The 24,565-nt window shown below is 59.7% G+C and carries 4 protein-coding genes; all 4 read right to left on the bottom strand.

Features of this window, described 5'->3' with window-relative positions; translation table 11 throughout:
* Position 1 precedes the first annotated feature (1 nt).
* The 4 genes from cueR to siiEA are packed head-to-tail and all read right to left on the bottom strand — an operon-like array spanning position 2 to position 24,530.
* Positions 2–409, bottom strand: a complete 408-nt coding sequence (gene cueR, locus HEM79_RS05460; RefSeq protein ID WP_001026747.1) for a Cu(I)-responsive transcriptional regulator — start codon at positions 407–409, stop codon at positions 2–4.
* Positions 406–1,581 (bottom strand): HlyD family type I secretion periplasmic adaptor subunit, encoded by a 1,176-nt coding sequence (locus HEM79_RS05455; protein WP_001014327.1) that lies wholly within the window; start codon positions 1,579–1,581, stop codon positions 406–408. The genes cueR and HEM79_RS05455 overlap by 4 nt, the downstream gene beginning before the upstream one ends.
* Positions 1,578–3,740, bottom strand: a complete 2,163-nt coding sequence (locus HEM79_RS05450) for a type I secretion system permease/ATPase (protein WP_176243025.1) — start codon at positions 3,738–3,740, stop codon at positions 1,578–1,580. Before HEM79_RS05450 ends, HEM79_RS05455 begins: the two co-directional genes overlap by 4 nt.
* Positions 3,741–3,743: 3 nt before the next feature.
* Positions 3,744–24,530 (bottom strand): BapA-related adhesin SiiEA, encoded by a 20,787-nt coding sequence (gene siiEA / locus HEM79_RS05445; protein ID WP_176243026.1) that lies wholly within the window; start codon positions 24,528–24,530, stop codon positions 3,744–3,746.
* Between the last annotated feature and the right edge of the window lie 35 nt (positions 24,531–24,565).

The following is a 24,565-nucleotide window of genomic DNA, read 5'->3' as shown; positions in this document are numbered from 1 at the left end:
TTCACCCCGCCCGATGATGGCAGCAGCCGGAGAGATTTTCGATAATCGGGCAATCGGCGCTGTCATCGCCGGGGCAGGCATTCGCCAGCGCCAGTAACTGGTCGCGCATGGATTGCAGTTCTTCGATATGTCGCTCGATCTCCGCCACCTTCTCCAGCGTGCGCCGTTTTACATCAGCACTGTGGCGCTGCGGGTCGTTAAACAGATTCACCAGTTCGCCGCTCTCTTCCAGGTTAAAGCCCACCTGGCGCGCCTGGCGCAGTAAGGTCAGTTCGTTGAGATGCTGCTGCGTGTAGGTGCGATAACCGTTTTCGCTGCGCATCGGTGGTGTCACCAGCCCCTTCTCTTCATAAAAGCGAATGGCTTTGCTGGTCAGGCCGGTAATTTTTGCTACATCGCTAATGTTCATCGTTCGCGCAACGCCTCCTGTGCTTTGTTAAAGGGTTTCAACAGATAATCCAGCACGCTCTTTTTGCCGGTGCGGATATCGACCGTCGCCACCATGCCGGGAAATATCGGAAACTGCTGTTTGCTTTTGTTTTCCAGATGATTGCTGAAAGTGCGAATGTACACCCGATAGTAATAAACATCGCGCCGCACTTCATCCTGCACAGTGTCCGGTGATATCACCGCGACTTCTCCCGGCAGGCCACCGTAGATGGAGTAATCGTAAGCGGTAATTTTCACCAGCGATTTTTGCCCCGGGTGGATAAACGCCACATCGCGCGGGGAGATTTTTGCCTCAATCAGCAGTTGCTCATCCAGCGGCACGATGGTCATCAGTTTACCACCGGGGGCGATGACGCCGCCAACCGTGGTGACGTCAATGTCCTGGACAATGCCACGCACCGGCGCGGTAAAGTTGAGCCTGGTAAGGGAGTCTTCCCGTCCACGGATCACTGAACGCTGGGTTTCTACTTCCGCATTGGCTTTCGCTAACTCTTCACGCGCCTGAACGTAATATTGCGTGCGCACGTCGCTGAGTTTGTTTTCCAGTTCATTGGCCTGGCGCTGTAAACGCAGCACTTCGACGCTGCTCGCCGCGCCCTGTTTCACCAGCGGCTGGGTCATCGCCAGTTCGCGGTTGACCAGGCTAATCCCCTGCGTCAGCCCGGTAGTGGCTTTGTTCAGTCCGTCGCGGCGAGTGTTGTATAACGCCGTTTCCGACTCGATAAGTTCGGGGAATTTATTCAGTTCGTCAGGGAATACCAGCGGTTTATTGCTCACCTCTGCCCGCAGCCGCGCCGAGGTTGCCAGCGCCGCGTACAGGCGCGACATCGCTTCCTGAACGTCGGATTCCGTTTTGGTGCGGTTAAGCTGCGCCAGCGGCTGACCCTGTTCAACAATATCGCCAACCTTCACGTCGAGATGATACAAAATCCCGCCTTCCAGCGACTGCACCACCTGTTCACGCCCGGAAGGTTCTACCGTGCCGCTGCCGGTGGTCACTTCATCAAGCTGGAAGTACCACGCCCAGCCGAGAAAACAGAGTAACATTACGGCAGTCACGCGCACTGCCAGTGCCGAACGCGGCAGGCGAGGTTCAGTCAGGCCACGGTTGTATTGCAGTTGTCCGTTCATGCGGCAGACCCCTTATTCTTCTCCTGCAACACCACGCGTCGCGCCGTGGGTTCGCCCTGTTCACGCAAAATAGTCTCTTTCGCGCCGTCCATCACAATGCGACCCTGATCCATCACGATTATCCTGTCCACCAGTTGCAGCATCGCCGTGCGGTGAGTGGCGATGACCAGCGTGCGATGACCAATCCACTGTTTCAGTTGTTCGATAAAATACGCCTCCGCCATTTCGTCCAGCGAGGCGCTGGGTTCATCGAGCAGCACGATATTGGGTTGAGAGATAAGTAGCCGCGCCAGCAGCAGCGTTTGCCGCTGACCGCCAGAAAGACCAAATCCCCCTTCCTGAATCATGTAGTTGAGGCCGTTTTTCTGCTTCTGCACAAAGGGCAGCGCCCCGCTGAGGGTTAATGCGCGTTCGATATCTTCATCACTGGCCTCCGGCATTCCCATGGTGAGGTTTTCCCGCAGCGAACCAAAAAACAGTCGTCCGGTTTGGCTCAGCAGCCCCATGTCGCGGCGCAGATCTGCCGGATCAAGTTGCCCGATGCTGATGTTATCCAGCAGCACCTGCCCCTGCTGGGCGATACGCATTCCGGCGAGCATTTGCAGTAGCGTTGATTTACCCGCGCCGTTGCGCCCGAGAATGGCGATTTTCTCTCCGGCCTGAATGTTGAGTTTGCCAATCGCCACATCGGCAATCTTTTCTTCTTCGTCGTAATAAAAGATAGCGTTGCTGAACTGATAATTGCCGTGCAGCACCGCTTTATGCACCAGTTTGCCGTGTTCCGGCTGATCCACCGGGCGCTTCATCAGTTCATCAAGGCCATTACGCGCCACTTTTGCCTGCTGCCAGCGCGAGAGCACGCCGGATATCTGCGACAGCGGCGCGATGGTGCGCGAAGCCAGGATCGTCGTCCCGACCAGCGCGCCGGTGGTCATGTCACCGTTCATTACCATAAAGCAGCCCACCAACAGCACCACCACGTAGACGATGGACTGCACTTCCTGGGTCCAGGTGAGCAGTAGCCCGGTGAGAAAACGTTGCTTCATGCTGATGGAGGACGCCACGTCGTTGGTATGATTCCACTGATTCTGGAAACGCTGTTCGGCGCGCAGCAGTTTAATATCTTCAATCGACTGCACGGCTTCCACCAGCGTCGCGTTGCGTACCGCCGACTCGCGCATCCCTTCGTTCGCCAGCCGCGCCAGCGGGCGTTGCACCAGCAGGCCGGGGATCACTAATAACGGCAGCGCCAGCAGGACAACCAGCACCAGCCAGCCGCCGATCATCCACAAAATAAAGACAAACAGCAGGAAGAACGGCAGATCCGCCACCGCGCCGATGGTGGTGGAAGTAATAAGCTCCCGCACCGATTCCAGCTCGCGGATCTGCGAGATAAACGATCCGGTGGATTTCGATCGCACGTTGTTTTTCAGCCGTAGCGCATGACCAAAAACGCGATCCGAAATACGCAGGTCCGCCCGCTTGCCGATCACATCAGATAGATGCGTGCGCACCATGCGCATACAGAACTCAAACAGGATCGCCATCATCACCCCGGCGAACAGCACCCACAGCGTCGGGTACGACTGCGCCGGAACGACGCGGTCGTAAACCTGCATCGAAAAAATCATCGCCGCCAGCGCCAGCACGTTCGCCACCAGTGAGGCCAGCATAATATCGCCATAGCGCCGCCAGTCTTTCAGCGACAGATTCCAGAACCAGTTCGCCTGATACGGGCGAATATAGTCATCCACGCGCGCGTCGGGGATGGCGCTGAGCGGGCGCAGTAGCGCCAGTTCGACGATTTTATCTTCAATATCCGCGACGTTAAGCGTGGTTTCCAGCCCTTCGTCACCGCTGAACTGAACGCTGATATTGTCGTGGTTATCGCGGCGGGTGATCACGCCAATCTGCTGATTATCAAACACGGCGATCAACGGCAGTCGCCACGGGTTAAGCGAATCGGCGGAAAACTCCACCAGCCGTAACCCCATTCCCAACTGCCGCGCCATATCGGTGAGCAACTCTTCCCGCTTGCTGTCGCGCTCCCAGTTGACGGTTGCGCGCACGTTCTCCTGAGAAAAATCGAGGCGGTAATAACGCGCCACGGCGATCATCGCCTCCAGCCAGGCTTCCACGGACTGGGCATTTTTTTTCATTATCTACACCACCATCAACTGATGATTCGCCAGCAAAGTGGCGAGGTCGGTATGCACGCCCGTCAGCGTGGCCACGTTAGCTGTCGCAAAATTGCCGCCTGTGCCATCGCGGTCGATCTGCACGATGGTGTCGCTGCCGCTCTGGGTGACTTTGACAAAATCACTGATGTTCCCGGCCTGTGCATCCAGCGTCGCCACGCCGTTGACGTAGCTGGCTTTGCCGTTGCCGGTGTAGCCGCTGCCCTGTAACAGTTCACGAATATCAATGCGATCGGTGTCGGCGGTGCCTTCCCATGTCCCTACCGTAAAGCCATTCACCACATCCGAGCCGTTGCCGCCAGTGGCGTCACTGGCGTTGAGCAGTTTATAGAGCAAGGTGTCGTGACCGCCGTTGCCGATGTTGAGCGTGTCGTTGCCGCCGCGCCCTTCCAGTTGGTTATCGCCGCTGCTGCCGGTCAGAGTGTCGTTAAAATTCGAGCCGGAAATGCCTTCGATATTGGTAAATGTCGAGGTGTTAAAGCCAGTAGCCTGCGCGGCGGTGCTGCTTAAGTTCGCGGTCACACCCACCGTCGAGAGGCGGAAATCAACCACGTCCATCCCGCCGTTCGCAAGCCACGTTCCGGTGCCGGAGCTGTACACCCAGCCGCCGGAGCCATCGTAAGTGTCGGTGCCTGCGGTGGCGAAGAAGGTGTCGTTATAACCGGTGCCAACGAACTTACCGTTGTTGCTCGCGGTGCCTGCTTCGGCGCTGAGATCGTAAGCGTGGGTAGCATCGGTGGCCTGTAAACCGCCCCAGGTGGTATTGACCGTCTGGTCGATATTGCTGGCGGTGGCACCGGTGGATTTGATCAGCACCGCGTTATAGGTTTCTCCGGCATTCAGCCCGTAGAAATTGACCAGCGCCGAGGTGTCGTTAACCCCCATCCCCGACTGCGGGTTGATGATTTGCGTGGCGACCAGCACACCCGCCGAGTTGTACAGTTTTACGGTATTGCCGTAATAGACGTTAATCCCGTTGGGATCGGTGATGCGCAGGTGCAGCGAAGTGCCGTAGCTCACCGTGTTGGTGTTGCGGATCAGGAACACGCTGCCCGACTGTTTGGTCACCAGTACATCCACCGCGCCGTCCCAGTCGTAGTCCATTGCCGCCACGCCGCTGGTGGTGCCGCTCTGGCTACCGCCGAGAGCCGACTGCGTCCAGTTACTGGCACCACCAACGTTGGTGTAAAGGTAGGATTGTCCGGTCTGGGCGATACGGGCGATATCCATCAGGCCGTCATGGTTCCAGTCCACCGCCAGGCTAAACTGGCTGGCATAGGTAGTTGCCGTTGCCCCCACTGCCACCGGACTTCCCAGCACGCCGTTGGTGTTGAATAACAGGGAACCGTAGTTAGTTCTTCCCTGGCTGGCGGGCAGGAAGAGATCCATATCGCCGTCACCATCGAAATCCGCCCAGGTCATGGAGACAGACGTCGAGTTGCCGCCGCTGCCCGCCGTGCTGAGGAAGGTGTTGATGGTGTTTTGTCCCCAGACAAACGTGCCATTCCCCTGGTTGATGAGCGAAGACAGCGTGTAATAGTTGTTCAGGTTGAAGGTGTGCTGAACCAGGTCGATCCTGCCGTCGTTGTTCAGATCAACGCCAGAACCTTCGTTGAGTGAAAGATATCCCGTCACCGCCCCACCGACTGTGGCGCTCCCGCCGTTGTTGGTTACGGTAGAGTTCCCCGTCAGCACGCCCGCGTTATTCCACAGGAAGGTATTGGAGTCTGGCCCCCCGGCGTCGCCAATCCAGAAATCAAGATAGCCGTCGCCCTCTTTATCAAACGCGACTACCGAGCCATACCACGTCAGAGTGCCAACGGCGACCAGAATCGCACTGGAAAACGTGCCGTCGCCGTTATTGGTAAAGCCGTTGATATAGCCCGTGCCGTAATCATCACGGGTAATAAACAGATCGCCCGTACCGTTACGGTCGTAATCGGCGATAGAACTGGTGGCGTAGTTGTTGCCGCTCTGATACAGCGTCAGGGCGGTCTTCGACCAGGTAAGCGGGTCGGTAGATTGCATCACCTGCTGGTTGGCCAGCACCGTCCACATCCCGTGCGTGTCGAGGCCATAGGTTAGCCCCCAGGCCGTTGTTTTATTGGCGGTCGTCCAGGCGGGCGTGTAATCAATTGCCGCGTTGACCGTCACCGTGCCGTTGCTGACGTTGGCGGTGTTGCCGTTGCCCGCCGAGCTTTTCACCTGCGCGGTGACATTATAAGCGGTTGCGGACGCTGCCAGCACATCGGTATCCGGCAGTTGCACATACCAGGTGTTGTGCGCCGGATCGACCACCACCGCGCCACCCGGCTGTGAGGTGTAGGTTTTACCGTTGATCACCACTTCAACATACTGCCCGCTGGCAAGCGCGGCAGTGATCACGCCGCTGATAATCGGCGTGGTGTCACGCGTGGTCTGGCTGGTGATTTGCGCAAGCGTCGTCGGAATAGAGGTATCAACCGTCAGGATAAAATCGCTGGAGGAGGTGATATTCCCCGCCAGATCCACTACCCGCGCGCTGTAGGTATAGGCACCGCTGACCAGCCCGCTGTCGCTGTAGGTCCAGTTCAGTGCGCCGACCATCGTCACCGCGCCTAACAACAAGCCGTTGCGGTAGAGGTAAACCACTTCACCGCTGGCCAGCGGAGCGGAGAGCACGCCGTTTAACAGCGGCGTGGTGTCGTCGGTAGCCTGCGAACTGCTTAACGTCCCCTGACGCTGCCCGACATCATCGGTATACGACACAATGGTCGGCGTGGCGGTGGGGTTAATCGTATCGACCACTACCGTTTTCGACACCACCGGGCCGGTATTTCCCGCCAGATCCAGCACCCGCACCTGATAGACATAGCTACCGTCGGTCAGCGTGCGGCTGTCGGTGTAAGTCCATTGCGTGCCGTTAGTGGTGAGCGTAGTCCAGGTCGCGCCGCCGTCGAGGCTGATCTGCGCCACTTCGCCGCTGGCAAGCCCTGCCCCCAGCGAACCGGTCAGCATGAGCGTGGTATCGCTGGTGATAAAATCGGTGGCTGAACTCCCCGTGTCGGTGCTGATACTGGCAATGGTGAGCACCTGCGCCGGGTTTACAGTGTCGATCTGCGCCGTCTGGCTGCCCGTTGCGCCGACGTTGCCTGCCAGATCGACCACCCGCACCTGCCAGGTGGTCGTGCCGTTAGTCAACGTGCGCCCATCAGCGTATGTCCAGTTCAGGCCGTCTGCCGCCAGCGTCACATTCACCCAGGTTGCGCCGTTGTCGGTACTGATTTGCGCGAATTCGTTAGCGCCGAGCGCCGCCCCCAGTACGCCGCGCACGGTAAGCGTGGTATCGCTGGTAATAAAGTCGCTGCTGCTGGCTCCGGTGTCATCGCTGATGCCGGTAATGGTGATGCTTTTCGCCGCTTCCGGGCTGGTGGTGTCGACCACCACGTTTTGCGTCGTGGTCTGCCCGACGTTGCCCGCCAGATCCACCACCCGCACCGTGTAGTTCCAGGTGCCGTCGGTGAGCGTGCGGCCATCAGCATAGCTCCAGCTGGTGCCGATAACGGTTAACGTGCTCCAGGTAACGCCGCCATCGAGGCTGATTTGCGCCCGTTCATCGGCGGCAAGTGCCGCGCCGAGTGTCCCGCGCACGGTCAGCGTCGTGTCGCGGGTAACAAAATCGCTGCTGCTTAACCCGGTGTCATCGCTGATGCCCGCAATGGCGATGGTTTTACTCGCCAGCGGCGCGCTGGTGTCAACGGTGACAATCTGGCTGGCGGTCGCGCCGATATTTCCGGCGGTGTCGATAACCCGCACCTGATAGTTGTAGTTGCCGTCAGTCAGCGTGCGCCCGTCAAGATAGCTCCAGGTTAAGCCATTTACCGCCAGGTTCTGCCAGGTGGTGCCGCCATCAATGCTGATTTGCGCGAACTCACCGGCAGAAAGCGTCGCGCCCAGCGTGCCGCTCACTGCAAGCGTCGTGTCGCTGGTGACAAAATCGTTAGTGATCAGGCCCGTATCGGTAGTGATCGCGCTGATGGCGATGGTTTTCACCGCTGGATCTGGCGCGATGGTGTCGATCACCACATTCTGGCTGTCAGTCGCGCCGACGTTGCCCGCCGCATCAATCACCCGCACCTGATAGAGATAGTTGCCATCGGTCAGCGTGCGGCTGTCGTTATAGCGCCAGGTCGTGCCGGTAACGGTGAGCGTGGTCCAGGTTACGCCGCCGTCGATACTGATTTGCGCCGTCTCGTTACTGGCAAGCGCGGCGGTGAGCGAGCCGTTGGCCACCACCGGACTAACGCTGGTGATAAAGTCGCTGGCGCTAAGACCGGTGTCGGCTTGCAGGGAATCGATATTAATGCCCATCGCCGGGGCGCTGAGATCGACGGTAATGGTGTGATTGCTGCTGCCGGTGTTGCCGATAGCGTTGCTTACCGAGGCGTTAATCACGTAGGCGTTGCCGTCCGCCAGCGCGGTGACATCGGCGCTGCCGAGGGTGTAGCTCCAGCTACCGCCGGTCTGCACCGTGGTGGTGTAGGTTTTGCCGTTTAAAGTCAGGGTCAGCGTCTGTCCGACCAGCGCGGTGGTGGTGCCGCTGATAACCAGAGACGAGCCGTGTTCCGCCGCATTCACTACATCATCGCCCGCGAAGGTGTTGATGGTGACGGTGGGAACATCGCCGTTCAACGTCACGCCACGGCTGGCGCTGCCGGGGTTTCCGGCCTGATCGCTGACCGACGCGCTGATGGTGTAGCTGCCGTCGCTTAATCCGGCAAACTGCTGCGCCGGAATAAACACCGACCAGCTTCCACCGCTGCCAACCGTTGCACTCCAGCTCTGACCGTTAAAGGTGACAGTCACCGTCTGTCCCACTTCGGCGGTGGTGGTGCCGCTGATGGTCTGCCCGGCAAGCTGTTCGGCGTTGTTGATAATATCGTCGCCCGCTACCGTGGCGATGGTCACCGTCGGCGCAGCGGTGTCAACGGTCAGGGCGTGCGTGGTTTGACCGGGGTTGCCCGCGCGATCGTTCACGCTGGCGGTAATGGTCTGTGCGCCCTGCCCGAGTGTTGCCAGATCCGCCGCAGGTACGTTCAGCGCCCAGGTGCCATTGGCGGCTACCGTTGCGGTATAGGTTTTGCCGCCAAAGGTCACGGTGACCGTCTGCCCGACTTCCGCGCTGGTCGAGCCGTTAAGGGTTAACGGCTGCTGCTGTTCGGCTGCGTTGAGTCGGTCGTCCGTCGAAACGGTGTTAATGCTGATAATCGGCGCGGTGAGATCTACCGCCACGCTGCGCGAGGCCGTGGCGCTGTTTCCGGCGCTGTCCTGGGCGGAGGCGCTAACCGTATAGCTGGTGCCATCAGCAAGTGCCGCAACGTCTGCCGCTGGCACATTCACGCTCCAGCTCCCGTTGCTTTGAATGGTGGCGCTGTAGCCTTTGCCGTTAAGCAACACGGTCACCGCTGTGCCTGTCGCAAAATTGGTGCCGGTGCCGCTCAGGGTCAGCGCACTGCCTGCTTCGGCGGCATTAATGAGGTTATCGCCGCTGATGGTGCTGACCGAGAGCGACACTGCCGCCGTGTTCACCTGCACATTATGCGTTTGCGTGCTGCTGTTGCCTGCGCTATCGGTAATGGTGGCGCTGATGGTCACCGTGCCGTCCGCAAGGCCGGAAATCACGCTGGCTGGCACGCCGACGCTCCAGTTGCCGCTGGCATCGGTGCTGGTAACGTACTGCTGCCCGGCGATGGTCACCACCAGGCGGTCGCCCGCTACCGCGCCCGTGGCGGTGCCGCTGATAATCTGCGCCTGAGTGTGTTCAACGTTGTTAATTACGTCATCGCCCGCCACGGTGTTAAAGCTGATCACCGGCGCGGTGGTATCGACGGTTACGCCTTTGCTGGCGCTGCCGGAGTTACCCGCCAGATCGCTGACCGTGGCGGTCAGGGTGTAGCCGTTATTGGCAAGTGCGGTTAAGTCGCTGGCGGGCAGTGTTAAACTCCAGCTGCCGTCCGCCTGCACCGTGGTCTGGTAGTTAGTGCCGTTAAGCGTAACGGTGAGCGTTTGCCCCGTCTCCGCCGTACTGGTGCCGGAAACCGTCACGCCCGCCGCTGCTTCGCTGGCGTTGATGATGTTATCGCTGGCAATGGTGTTGATGGTGACGGTTGGCGCGGCGCTATCGACGCTGTATTCGTGCGTTGCCGTGGCGCTGTTGCCATTAACGTTGGTCACCCGTACCTGCGCGCTGGCATCACCGTCACGCAAAGTCGCCATATCCGCAGCCGGAACGGTGGTGATCCAGCTACCGTTTGCCGCCACCGTGGTGGTGTAGGTTTTGCCACCAAAGGTAATAGAAACTGTTTGCCCCGCTTCGACGCCGGAGGTGCTGCCGGAAAGCGTTAACGCCGCACCTTTTTCGGCGGCGTTAATCACATCATCAGCGGTAATAGCGTTAATACTGACGGCGACGGCGGCGAGATCAACTGTCACCGGATGGATAATGCTGGTTTGCGTTCCGGCACTGTTCACGCCGCTAACGGTAATATTCAGCGTTCCCGCAGGCCAGTTGCTGACATCCGCCGCCGGAACGCCGACGCTCCAGCTGCCGTTCGCCAGCACCGTGGCAGCATACGTTTGGTTATTTATCACCACCGTCAGCGCCGCACCTGCCGCAAAGCCGGAGCTGCTGCCGGTGATCACCTGCGCCTGAGCGTGTTCGATGATATTGACTACATCATCACCCGCAACGGTATCGACCCGCAGGCCTGGCAGACTGGCGTCGACAGTGATATCGCGCGTACCGCTGCCGGTGTTACCAACGGCGTTGGTCACCGAAGCGTTAACCGTTAACTCACCGTTACCCAGCGCCTGCCAGTCGGCGGCAGGCACGCTGACACTCCAGCTCAAATCTGGCTGGACGGTGGCAGTGTAAGTTTTACCGCCCAGTTCAACGGTGACGGTGCTGCCCGCCGCCGCACCGGTTACCTGGCCGCTGATGGTTTGCGTGCTGCCTGCTTCGGCGGCATTGATAATGTCGTCAGTTGCGACCGGATTTATGGTCACACCCGGCAGCGCGGTATTGACCTGTACGTTATGGTTGGCGGTGCTGCTGTTGCCCTGAGCGTTGGTGACGCTCGCCGTCACGCTGTAGGTCGCCTCGCCCAGCGCACTAACTGCCGAGGCTGGCACAGTAACGCTCCAGTTGCCGGAAGCGTCGGTGGTGGTGCTGTAGTTTTGTCCGTTCAGGGTGACGGTGATCGCCGTGCCCGCAGGCTGATCGCTGGTGCCGGAAAGCGCCAGATTCGATCCTTTTTCCGTCGCGTTGATCACATCATCGCCCGCGATGGTGTTGATGCCGATCGCTGGTGCGGTGAGGCTTACCGTCACGGTGCGGCTGGCGTCGTCGCTGTTGCCTGCCCGATCGCTGACGCTGGCGGTGATGGTCTGCGCACCGCTACCCAGCGCCGTCACATCCGCCGCCGGTACGCCGACGCTCCAGTTGCCGGAAGCATCCAGCGTGGTGGTGTAGGTTTTGCCGTTGAGCACAACGCTCACCACATCGCCCGCTTCCCCGCCGCTGCTGGTGCCGGAGATCACCAGTGCCTGCGCGTGCTCGGCGTCGTTGATGATGTCATCGCCCGCCACGGTGTTAATGGTGAGAACCGGCGCGGTGGTGTCTATCGCCAGATTATGGCTGGCGCTGCCGGGGTTGCCCGCTTTGTCGTTGACCGTGGCGCTGACGGTGTAATTGCTTGCGGTCAGCGCGCCGAGTGATGACGCAGGGACGCTAACGCTCCAGCTACCGTCAGCCTGTACGTTGCCGGTGTAGGTTGCGCCGTTAAGGGTGACGCTCACCGTCTGCCCGGTTTCGGCGGTGCTGGTGCCGCTGATGGTGAGCGGGCTTCCGGCCTCTGCGGCGTTAAGAATATCGTCGCTGGCGATGGTGTTAATGGTGAGCGTCGGCGCACTGGCATCGACGCTGTACGCATGGGTCGCCGACGCGTTATTGCCGCTCGCGCTGCTGACGCTGGCCTGCACGTTCGCCGCGCCGTCTGGCAGAGTTGTAAGATCTGCTGCCGGAACCGTTATGCTCCAGCTCCCGTTGGCGGCGACGCTTGCGGTGTAGGTTTTGCCGCCAAAGGTGACGGTAACAGTTTGCCCGCTTTCAATCCCGCTGGTGCTGCCGGAAAGGGTCAGATCGGTGCCTTTTTCGGCGGTATTAATTACGTCATCGCTGGCAACGGTGTTGATGCTGATTGCCACCGCTGTTAAATCAACGGTAAACGAATGGCTGACGCTGACCGGGTTTCCGGCGCTGCTTTGCCCTGTTACCTCAATGTTTAACTGCCCCGCAGGCCAGGCGCTGACGTTTGCCGCCGGAATACCGACGCTCCAGCTACCGTCTGCCTGTACCGTGGTGGAATAAGCCGTGCCATTAATAGTGATCGTCAATGGCACACCTGCATTCAGGCCGCTGCTGCCGCCGGTGATCACCAGCGCCTGCCCGTGTTCGATGCTGTTGACGATATCATCGCCCGCCACGGTATCCACGCGTAACCCAGGCAGGTTGGCGTCAATGGTGATGTCGCGCGTGCCGCTGCCCGTGTTGCCACTGGCGTTAGTGACAGAGGCGTTAATGGTTAAATCGCCATTGCCCAGCGCCTGGAGATCGGCTGCCGGAACGCTGACGCTCCAGCTTAAGTTGCCCTGTACCGTGGCGGTGTAGGTTTTGCCGCCCAGCGTGACGGTGACCGTATCGCCTGCGGCAGCGCGGGTCACCACCCCGCTGATGGTTTGATCGGCGCCCACTTCAGCGGCGTTGATAATATCGTCGCCTGCCACAGTGTTGATGGTGACGCCCGGCAGGCCGCTGTCGACCAGTAAATTCGCCTGGCTGCTGGCGGTGTTACCCACCGCACTGGTGGCACTGGCGCTGACGGTATAGTTAGCCTGGCCTAACGCCGCCAGATCGCTCACCGGTACGGTTAAGGTCCAGTTGCCCGCTGCGTCGGTGGTGGCGCTGTAGTTGTGACCGTTGAGCGTGACGGTAACCTGTGCACCGGTCGCCAACCCCGTACTGCCGCCGCTGATGGTCAACGGCTGGCCTTTTTCATCGGCATTCAGCACGTTATCGCCGCTAATGGCGTTAAAGGTAATGGTTGGCAGACCGGTATTGACCGTCACCTGATGCGTGGCGCTGCCGCTGTTACCCCCGGCATCGGTGACGCTGGCGTTGATGGTGACAGTGCCGTTCGCCAGTGCCGAGACGACGCTTGCCGGAACGCCGACGCTCCAGTTACCGCTGGCATCCAGCACGGTGGTGAAGGTGCTTGTGCCGATAGTCACCGTGACGGTACTACCGGTTGCCGCGCCAGTGGCGGAACCGCTGATAATCTGCGCCTGGGCGTGTTCCGCTGCGTTGATCACATCATCGCCCGCGACCGTGTTGATGGTGACCAGCGGAACGGAAGTATCCACCGTCAGGTTGTGGTTAACCGAGGCCGGGTTTCCGGCTTTATCGCTCACCGCCGCGCTGACGGTGTAGTTGCTGGCGGTCAGGGCGCTTACGTCGGCTGGCGGCACGCTGATACTCCAGCTACCGTCCGTTTGTACCGTGCCGCTATAGTTTGCGCCATTGAGCGTGACGGTGACCGTTTGCCCCGCTTCCGCCGTGCTGCTGCCGGTGATGGTCAGCGCCGTACCGGCTTCGGTGGCGTTAAGAATGTCGTCGCCCGCAATAGTGTTGATGGTCACCGTTGGCGCGCTGGCATCGACGCTGTAAGCATGAGTGGTGGTGGCGCTGTTGCCGTTAACGTTGCTGACGCTGGCCTGTGCGCTGGCGTCGCCATCACGCAGGGCGGCCATATCCGCCGCCGGAACTGTGGTGCTCCAGGAACCATTCGCAGCCACCGTGGCGCTGTAGTTTTTACCACCAAAGGTCACTGTGACCGTTTGCCCGGCTTCGACACCCGAAGTGCTGCCGGAGAGCGTTAACGCCGCGCCTTTTTCAGCGGCGTTAATCACATCATCGGCGGTAATGGCGTTGATGCTTACGGCAATCGCCGAGAGATCGACAGTTACCGGATGCGTAACGCTGACCGGGTTTCCGGCGGTGGTGCTACCGCTCGCCGTAATCGTGACCGTCCCCGCAGGCCAGGCGCTGACATCCACCGCCGGAACGCCGACGCTCCATGAGCCATCGGCTAAAACCGTTGCGCTATAGGTCTGGCTATTAATCGAAACCGTGAGTACGGCACCCGCAGCCAGACCAGAACTGCTGCCGGTTACCACCAGTGCCTGCCCGTGCTCGATGATATTCACCACATCATCGCCCGCCACGGTGTCAATCCGCAGACCGGGGAGATTCGCGTCTATGGTGATTTCACGCGTGCCGTTACCGGTATTGCCAACGCTGTTCGTTACCGAAGCCGAAATCGTTAGCTCGCCGTTGCCCAATGCCTGTAAAGCGGCTGCCGGAACATTAATACTCCAGCTTAAATTGGCCTGCACTGTCGCCGTGTAAGTCTCGCCCCCCAGCGTGACGGTTACCGTGTCGCCTGCCGCCGCGCCCGTCACCTGACCGCTGATGATTTGATCTGCCCCGGCTTCGGCAGCGTTAATAATATCGTCCGTCGTCACAACGTTAATGGTGACGCCCGGCAGCGCGGTATTAACCTGCACGTTATGGCTGGCGGAACCGCTGTTGCCATCAGCATCGGTTGCGGCGGCGGTCACGGTATAAGTCGCTTCACCAAGCGTACCAACCGCAGACGCCGGAACGGTCACGCTCCAGTTACCGGAAGCATCGGCAGTGGTGGTGTAATTTTGCCCGTTGAGCATCACGGTTACCTGCGTGCCCGCAGGCTGGTTGCTGGTGCCGGAAATCGCCAGATCCGCGCCTTTCTCGGTGGCGTTGATAATGTCGTCAACGGCGATGGTGTTAATGGCGAGTACCGGCGCGCCGAGCGCCACGTTGACAATGTGCGAGGCCGTGCCGCTGTTGCCGGCGGAGTCGGTAACCGTGGCGGTAATGGTCACATCGCCCTGCGCCAGTGCGGAAATCACGCTGGCAGGCACACCGATGCTCCAGTTGCCGTTGGCGTCCAGCACGGTGGTGTAGGTGGTCGTACCAATCGTCACGGAAACCGTGTTACCAGTCGTCGCGCCCGTTGCCGAGCCGCTGATAATCTGCGCCTGTCCGTGTTCAGTGGCATTGATGATGTCGTCGCCCGCCACCGTGTTGATGGTGACGACCGGGGCAAGCAGATCCACCGCCAGATTATGCGTTGCCGAAGCCGGATTTCCGGCTTTGTCGCTGACCGCCGCGTTGACGATATACGGGCTGGCGGTGAGGTTGGCTAAATCGCCAGTCGGTACGCTGACGCTCCAGCTCCCGTCTGCCTGTACGTTGCCGCTGTAATTGACGCCGTTTAGCGTCACGGTCACCGTCTGCCCGGCCTCTGCCGTGCTGGTGCCACTGATGGTTAGCGCCGTTCCGGCTTCAGCGGCGTTAAGAATATCGTCCGTGGCGATGGTGTTGATGGTGACAGAGGGCGCGGTGGCATCAACGCTGTAAGCATGAGTCGCCTGGGCGATGTTGCCTGCTACGTTGCTGACGCTGGCTTGTACGTTTGCTGCGCCGTCCGGTAAAGCCGTGAGATCCGCCGCCGGAACCGTCAGCCCCCAGCTCCCGCCCGTTGCCACCGTGGTGGTGTAGCTTTTGCCGCCAAATATGACGGTAATGGTCTGCCCCGCTTCCACGCCGAAGGTGGTGCCGGAGAGCTGTAAATCGCTGCCTTTTTCGGCGGCGTTAATCACATCGTCAGTAGAAAGAGTGTTGATGGTGATCGCCACGGTAGCGAGATCGACCGTAACCGGATGGCTAATACTGGTTGTCGTTCCGGCGGTATTGGTACCTGAAACAGCAATATCGACCGTCCCCGCCGGCCAGTTAGCGACATCTGCCGCCGGAACGCCGACGCTCCAGGTGCCATCGGCGAGTACCGTTGCGCCATAGGTGACGCTGTTGATTTCCACTGTCAGTGGCGTTCCCACCGCCAGCCCGGTGCTGCTGCCGGTTACCACCAGCGCCTGACCGTGTTCGATAATATTGACCACATCATCGCCTGCTACGGTATCGACGCGCAGACCTGGCAGATTGGCGTCTATCACTATGTCGTGTGTGGCGGTGCCGGTATTGCCTGTAGTGTTGGTGACGGAGGCGTTGATGGTCAGCTCACCGTTACCCAACGCCTGCAAATCTGCCGCAGGCACGCTGACGCTCCAGCTTAAATCTGGCTGCACGGTTGCGATGTACTGGTTGCCACCAAGCGTGACCGTCACCGTATTCCCCGCCTGCGCCGTTCCCGTTACCTGACCGCTAATGGTCTGGTTAACGGCGATTTCAGCGGCGTTGATAATGTCATCGCCTGCCACGGTATTAATGATTACCCCTGGCAGGAGCGATTCGACATTCACCGTATGGGTGGTAGCGCCGCTGTTACCCGCGCTGTCGGTGGCGCTGGCGCTAATCTGGTACACCGCCTCACCCAATGCGCCGACTGCCGAAGCTGGCACGGTAACGCTCCAGTTGCCAGAACCGTCGGTGGTGGCGCTGTACGCCAGACCGTTCAACATCACCGTGACCGTGGTGCCTGTCGCCAGACCGCTGGAGCCGCCGCTGATGGTCAGATCCTGGGTTTTCTCGGTATTGTTAATGATGTCATCGCCGGAGACGATATTGATGGTCAGCGTCGGGCCGCTGAGATCAACGGTCACATCGTGAGTCGTGCTGTCGCTGTTGCCCGCGCGATCGCTCAGGCTGGCGGTGATGGTCTGGCTGCCAGTTGCCAGCGCCGTGACATCAGCCGCCGGAATACCCACGCTCCAGTTACCGGAGGCGTCCAGCGTGGTGGTGTAGTTTTTACCGTTCAGGTTAACCGTAACCACATCGCCCGCCGCCGCGCCCGTACTGGTGCCGCTCACCACCAGCGCCTGCCCGTGTTCGATAGCGTTGATGATGTCATCGCCCGCGACGATGTTAATAGTGATATCCGGCGCGGTGGTGTCCACCGCCAGCGCATGGTCGGCGCTTGCCGGGTTGCCCGCTTTGTCGCTCACCGTCGCAGTCACGGTATAGCTGCTGGCAGTCAGCCCGCTTAAATCCGTTGCCGGAACGTTCACGCTCCAGGTGCCATCGGCCTGGACGGTGGTCTGGTAAGTGTTGTTATTCAGCGTGACAGTCAGCGTCTGCCCGGCCTGCGCCGTGGTGGTGCCGCTGATGGTTATTCCCGCGTCCGCTTCGCTCACGTTGAGAGTATCGTCGCTGGCGATGGTGTTGATGGTCACAAGCGGTGCGGTGGTATCGACGCTATACGCGCGATCGGCCTGGGCGCTGTTGCCGTTAATGTTGCTGGCGCTCGCCTGCACGTTGCCCGCACCGTCCGGCAGCGAAGTGAGATTGGCAGGTAGCACGTTCACCGTCCAGCTACCGTTGGCTTCCACAGTAGTGGTGTAATTTTTGCCGCCAAAGGTCACGGTCACCGTCTGCCCGGCTTCGACACCGCTGGTGCTGCCGCTTACGACCAGCGTTTCGCCTTTTTCGACGGCGTTGATCACATCATCGCCGGAAAGGGTGTTAATGGTGATGGCGACCGCCGCCAGATCGACGGTGACTGGATGGGTAATGGTGGAGGTTGTTCCGGCACTGTTGGTGCCGCTTACCGTAATATTGACCGTACCCGCAGGCCAGTTGCTGACGTCTGCCGCCGGAACGCCGAGGTTCCATGTGCCATCAGCTAACACCGTCGCGCCATAGGTGACGCTGTTAATCACGACCGTTAACGCCGTTCCCGCCGTTCCCGCCGTTAGCCCGGTGCTGCTACCGGTGATCACCAGCGCCTGATTGTGCTCAATGCTGTTTATGACGTCATCGCCCGCCACCGTATCGACGCGTAAGCCAGGCAGATTAGCGTCGATAGTGATGTCTCGCGAACCGCTGCCGGTATTGCCGACGACGTTGGTCACCGAGGCGTGTACGGTGAGAGAGCCATTGCCGATAGCCTGAATATCCGCCGCCGGAACGTCCACGCTCCAGCTTAAATTGGCCTGTACGGTAGTGGTGTAGGTTTTCCCGCCAAGCGTGATGGTGACGGTATCCCCCGCCGCTGCGCCCGTGACCTGACCGCTGATGGTTTGCGCGTTGCCGGATTCAGCAGCGTTAATAATATCGTCGGTCGCCACCACGTTAATGGTGACAGCAGGCAAGGCGCTGTTGACCAGCACGCTATGGCTGGCGGAGTTGCTGTTGCCTGCCGTGTCGGTGACATTTGCCGTTACCGTGTAGTTGGCTTCACCCAACGCGCTAACCGCTGATGCTGGCACCGTGGCGCTCCAGTTACCGTTGCTATCTGTGGTGGCGGTGTAATTTTGCCCATTCAGCGTCACTGTAATTGTGGTGCCAGCAGGCTGATTACTGGTGCCGGTGATTTGCAGATCCGCGCCTTTTTCCGTGGCGTTAATCACGTTATCCGTGGCAATGGTATTGATACCAATGGTTGGTGAGGTCAGATTCACGGTAACCGTGCGGCTGGCGTCATCGCTGTTGCCTGCCGCGTCGGTAATGGTCGCGGTGATGCTTTGCGCGCCGCTGCCCAGCGCAGTGACATCTGCCGCCGGAACGCCGACGCTCCAGTTGCCGGAAGCGTCCAGCGTGGTGGTGTAGGTTTTACTGTTTAACGTGACGGTGACGACATCGCCCGCTTCCCCGCCGGTGCTGGAACCGGAGATCACCAGCGCCTGTCCGTGTTCGGCGGCGTTAATGATGTCATCGCCGGAGATGGTGTTGATGGTTAGCACTGGCACGCTGAGATCCACCGCCAGCCCGTGAGTTGCGGTCGCCGGGTTACCCGCCTTGTCGTTGACCGAGGCGCTGACGGTGTACGGGCTGGCGGTCAGATTGCTGAGATCCGTTGTCGGCACGCTGACGCTCCAGCTTCCATCAGCCTGGACGGTGCCAGTGTAAGTCACGCCATTAAGCGTGACGGTCACCGTCTGCCCCGCTTCGGCGGTACTGGTGCCGCTGATGGTTAACGGATTGCCCGCCTCGGCGGCGTTCAGAATATCGTCAGTGGCGATAGTGTTAATGGCAAGCGTCGGTGCCGTAGCATCGACGCTGTAGGCGTGCGTTGCCGAAGCCGTGTTGCCGTTAATATTGCTGACGCTGGCCTGCACGGAGGCGTCGCCGTCGCGTAACGCGCTGAGATCGGCGGCGGGTACGCTGGTTGTCCAGCTACCATCGCCCGCTACGGTGGCGGTATAGGTTTTCCCGCCAAAGGTGACGGTGACCGTTTGCCCCGCTTCCACGCCGGAGGTGCTGCCGGAAAGGGTTAAATCTGCCCCTTTTTCGGCGGCGTTAATCACATCATCACCAGAAACGGTGTTAATGGAAATCGCCACCGCCGCCAGATCGACGGTGACCGGATGGGTGATAGTGACCGGGTTTCCTGCGCTACTGGCGCCTGAAACCGTAATATTCACCGTACCCGCAGGCCAGTTGCCCACATCTGCCGCCGGAACACCAACGCTCCATGTGCCATCGGCTAATACTGTCGCAGCGTAAGTGACCGTGTTAATCACCACCGTCAGCGCCGCGCCCGTCGCCAGCCCGCTACTGCTACCGGTTATCACCAGCGCCTGAGCGTGCTCGATGCTGTTAACCACATCATCGCCCGCCACGGTATCGACGCGCAGACCCGGCAGATTAGCGTCTATCGCGATCTCGCGTGAACCGCTGCCAGTATTGCCAACGCCGTTGGTCACCGAGGCGTTAACCGTGAGAGAGCCATTGCCCAGCGCCTGAATATCTGCCGCCGGAACGTCCACGCTCCAGCTTAAATTGCCCTGTACGGTGGCGGTATACGTTTTGCCGCCAAGCGTCACGGTGACGGTATCGCCCGCCGCCGCGCCCGTCACTTGCCCGCTGATGGTCTGCGCTACGCCCGATTCGGCGGCGTTAATAATATCGTCGGTCGCCACCGGATTAATGGTGACGCCTGGTAGCGCGGTATTCACCTGTACGCTATGGCTGGCGAAATTGCTGTTGCCCGCGCTGTCGGTAACGTTCGCCGTCACCACGTAGCTGGCTTCGCCCAGCGCACCGACGGCGGAGGCTGGCACCGTGGTGCTCCAGTTGCCTGCGGCGTCTGTCGTCGCGGTGTAATTTTGCCCGTTTAGCGTCACCGTAATTGCGGTGCCTGCGGGCTGGTTACTGGTGCCGCTGATTTGCAGATCCGCGCCTTTTTCCGTGGCGTTAATCACGTCATCGGTGGCGATGGTGTTAATGCCAATGGTCGGCGCGGTAAGGTTAACGGTGACCGTGTGCGTCTCAATATCGTTATTGCCCGCCGCATCGGTAACGCTTGCCGTCACGGTTTGCGAACCGCTGCCCAGCGCAGTGACGTCCGCCGCCGGAACGCCGACGCTCCAGTTGCCGGAGGCATCCAGCGTCGTGGTATAGGTTTTACTGTTTAGCGTGACGGTAACGACATCCCCCGCTTCCCCGCCGGTACTGGAACCAGAGATCACCAGCGCCTGCCCGTGCTCGGTGGCGTTAATAATGTCATCGCCCGCAATGGTGTTGATGGTCAGCACCGGAACAGTGAGATCCACCGCCAGATTATGCGTGGTGCTCGCCGGGTTGCCCGCTTTGTCATTGACCGTCGCGGTCAGGGTGTGGCTGCCATCCGTCAATGCCTCAAGATCTGCCGCCGGAATGTTAATACTCCAACTGCCGTCGGCCTGTACCGTTGCCTGATACGTCTGCACGGTCGGGCTATTGAGCGTTATCGTAACAATCTGCCCTGCTTCTGCAGTGGTGCTACCGCTCACCGTCACTCCCGCATCGGCTTCACTGGCGTTGACGATATTGTCGCTGGCAACGGTATTGATAAGGATGGTTGGCGCGCTGCTATCAACACTGTAGTTATGAACCGCCGAGGCGCTATTGCCGTTGACGTTGCTGACGCTGGCCTGCGCGGAGGCGCTGCCATCGGGTAATGCCGCTAAATCGGCAGCGGGTACAGTGGTTGTCCAGCTACCATCGCCTGCAACTGTGGCTGTGTAATTTTTACCGCCAAAGGTAACGGTGACCGTTTGTCCGGCTTCTACGTTAGTGGTGGTGCCGGAAAGAGTTAAATTGACGCCTTTTTCTGCTGCGTTAATCACGTCGTCCGTGGCGATGGTGTTGATGGTGATCGCCGCCGGAGTGAGATCCACCGTCACCGGATGCGTAATGCTCACCGGATTTCCGGCGCTACTTTCCCCGGACACGGCAACCGTCACCGTCCCCGCAGGCCAGGTGCTAACCTGCGCCACCGTGACGCCCACGCTCCAGCTACCATCGGCCTGCACCGCTGTAGTGTATTCGACGTTATTAATTGTGACGGTAAGCGGCGTGCCTTCTGCCAGCCCCGAACTGCTGCCGGTGACCACCAGCGCCTGCCCGTGCTCAATGATATTGACCACATCATCGCCCGCCACCGTATCGACCCGCAGGCCAGGTAGATTGGCGTCGATGGTGATATCCCGCGTGCCGCTGCCGGTGTTGCCGTTTTGATTGGTGACCGAGGCATTAACCGTTAAATCACCATTTCCCAGCGCCTGAATATCTGCCTCCGGAACGCTCACGCTCCAGCTTAAACCGGCCTGCACGGTGGTGGTGTAGGTATTACCGCCCAGAGTTACGGTTACCGTGTCGCCAACGGCGGCTCCAGTCACCTGCCCGCTGATGGTTTGCGCAACGCCCGCCTCGGCGGCGTTAATAATATCGTCGGTTGCCACCGGATTAATGGTCACGCCGGGCAGCGCACTATCGGCCAGCACGTTATGGCTGGCGGTGGCGCTGTTGCCAATACTACTGGTCACCGCTGCCGTCACCGTGTAGTTGGCCTGGCCTAATGCGGTTACCGCCGATGCCGGAACCGTAACGCTCCAGTTGCCGGAGGCGTCGGTCGTCGCCGCATAATTTTGCCCGTTCAGCGTTACGGTGATGGCGGTATTAGCAGGCTGATCGCTGGTGCCGGTAATCTGGACATCGGCTCCTTTTTCGCTGGCGTTAATCACATCATCGCCCGCGATAGTGTTAATGCCAATCACCGGCGCGGCAGTGTTGACCGTGACAGTGAGTGACTGGCTGCCGGTGTTTCCGGCGCGGTCGGTGACTGAAACGTTGATCGGATAACTGCCGTCCACCAGCCCGCTGACAACGGAAGCCGGAACGCCCAGGCTCCAGTTGCCAGAAGCATCCACCACCGTGGTGTAATCCACATTATTGAGGGTCACGGTGACGATATCGCCAGCCTGTGCGCCGGTGGCCGTGCCGCTGATGATTTGCGCCTGAGTGTGTTCCGGTGTGTTGATAACGTTATCGGTCGCTACCGGATTAATGGTCACCACAGGCGGCGTGGCATCGACCAGCGCCACGCGTGAAACGCTGCTAGGGTTACCGGCAACATCGTTTACGCTGGCGGTGACCGTGGCGTTGCCGTCAGCCAGCGCGTCAACGTTGGCGGCGGGAACGGTCACACTCCATGTGCCATCTGACTGCACGATGCCCTGATAGGTCTGTCCATTCAGCGTGACGGTAACCGTTTGCCCAGGCTGGGCGTCGGTGGTGCCGGTGATGGGCAAATCCTGCCCGCTTTCGGCGGCGTTGATGACGTTATCGGCGGTCAGCGGATCGATGCTTAAGGCCGGCGCCTGGCTGTCGACGGTAATGGTACGGGAGGTGTTGCCGGTATTGCCGCTGAGATCCGTCACAGATGCAGTAATTGCCACCGCACCGTCAGGCAGATTACCCATATCGGCAGCGGGTACTGTCAGACTCCAGGAGCCATCGGCCTGCACGGTAGTGGTAAAACTCTGTCCGGCGAGGGTTACTGTGACCGTTTGTCCTGTCTCGGCCTGTTGAGTGCTGCCGGTGAGGGTCAGTGGCGCATTTTTTTCTGCACCACTGATAATGTCATCGCCGGAGACGGTGTTAATGGTGATCAACGGAGAAACGCCCACCAGCGTGATTGCACGAGACGCCGCGCCGGTATTTCCGGCGGCATCTGTCACGGTGACGAAAATCGTATTGGCTCCGCGATCCAGCGTGCGGGTTACCGCCGGGTCCAGCGCCACATTCCAGCTACCGTCTGCCAGCACGACGCCCGTCAGGACATGAGCGCCCAATTTCACAGTCACCGTATCGCCAGGAGAAGCACCGCTGACGTTTCCGGAGATGATCTGCGCAACGGCCTGTTCGGCATTATTAAGAATATCGTCGCCCGCCACGGTGTTGACGTTAATCGTCGGCGCGCTGGTATCTACCGCGAAATTCGCGCTGTTGCTGGTGGTATTTCCTGCCCGGTCGCTGACGCTGGCATTTACGGCGTAGTTACCATCTGCCAGCGCCTGCACTTCTGCGGCAGGCAGCGCCACCTGCCATGTGCCGTCGCTACCGACGGTTGCTGTATGGCTTTTACCATTTACTGTCAGTGTAACGATTTGCCCGGCTTCAGCATTCGAAGTACCGCTCACTACCAGCGCGGCATTATGTTCTGCGGCGCTGACAATGTTGTCCTGGGCGATGGTGTTGATAGCAAGCGTCGGCGGCTGGGTATCGACGGTTAACAGTTGCGCGCCGGTGACCGTATTGCCTGTGGCATCTTTCCCGCTGACCAGTACTGCCTGATTCCCTTCGCCTAACGCCTGGGCGTCAGCGGTCGGCACCTGCACGCTCCACGCGCCGTTAGCACCTACGCTGGTCGTGTAGGTTTTGCCGTTTAGCGTGACGCTGAGTTCTGTTCCCTGCGGCAAGTTGCTCGTCGTGCCTGAAAGCGTAAATCCGGCGGCCTGTTCGCTGGCGTTAATAATGTTATCGCCTGCGGTGGTGGCGACCTGCACGCTGGCCTGGCTGTCGTCGATGGTTAACGTTATCGAACCAGCGTCAGTGATGGTGCTGCCGACAATTTGCACCACTGACCAGGTATGTTCACCTGCGCTTTGCGTGGGTAAAAAGACGCTCCAGTGCCCGTTGCTGTCTACCTGAGTACTGGCAATAGTATTGCCGTTACTGTCTTTAATCTGGATGGTCGCACCCGCCTGCCCGCTACCGCTAAAGGTTGGCGTGGTGTCATCGGTGATGTCATTGGTGGCAAGAATACCGCGCTGATCGCCCTGATTATCGGTGACTAAAAATGATGGGGTCGCATTGCCTGGCTCGGCGGGTGGCGGAGGGTTGTTAACCACTTCAGTTTTTGAATCGTCATCGCCACCGCTTGCCAGTAAAGCGCCAAGCGCACCGCCACCTACCGCCGCACCCGCTAACCATCCCCACGGGAAGGTGCTGGTCTGAGCAACGGTATCAAGAAATGGTGCAATACTTTCAATAGCGGTGGTCTGGGCGGTCAGTTCTACGGGGGCTATCCCCCCCGCTGCGGCATCGGCAAAGGTTACGTGGGTTAGCTGTTGTCCATCGGTAAAGACCAGTTCAGATTGTTCACTGGTATTTGCCGCTTGCTGGAAATAGCCGTTGCAACGGATAACCGTGCCATCCTGCATATAGATCAGCAGGTCATTTCCTTCGCGAACGTAACGCGCAACGGCAGATGCCTGAGCATGAACCTGCACCACAGAGGGCTCATAAATAACAACCGTAACGTCGCCAGGATTAATCAGCGTTTGTTTGACGGATGTTTTACGCGAAATAACATCAATAATCAGGCTCATAATGGCATTCCTGATAAATGGCGCACATCCTTAGC

It is taken from the genome of Escherichia sp. 93.0816 (assembly GCF_013368855.2).
In the GTDB taxonomy this organism is placed as follows: Bacteria; Pseudomonadota; Gammaproteobacteria; order Enterobacterales; family Enterobacteriaceae; genus Escherichia; species Escherichia ruysiae.
This window is presented reverse-complemented; position numbering and strand designations above follow the sequence as displayed.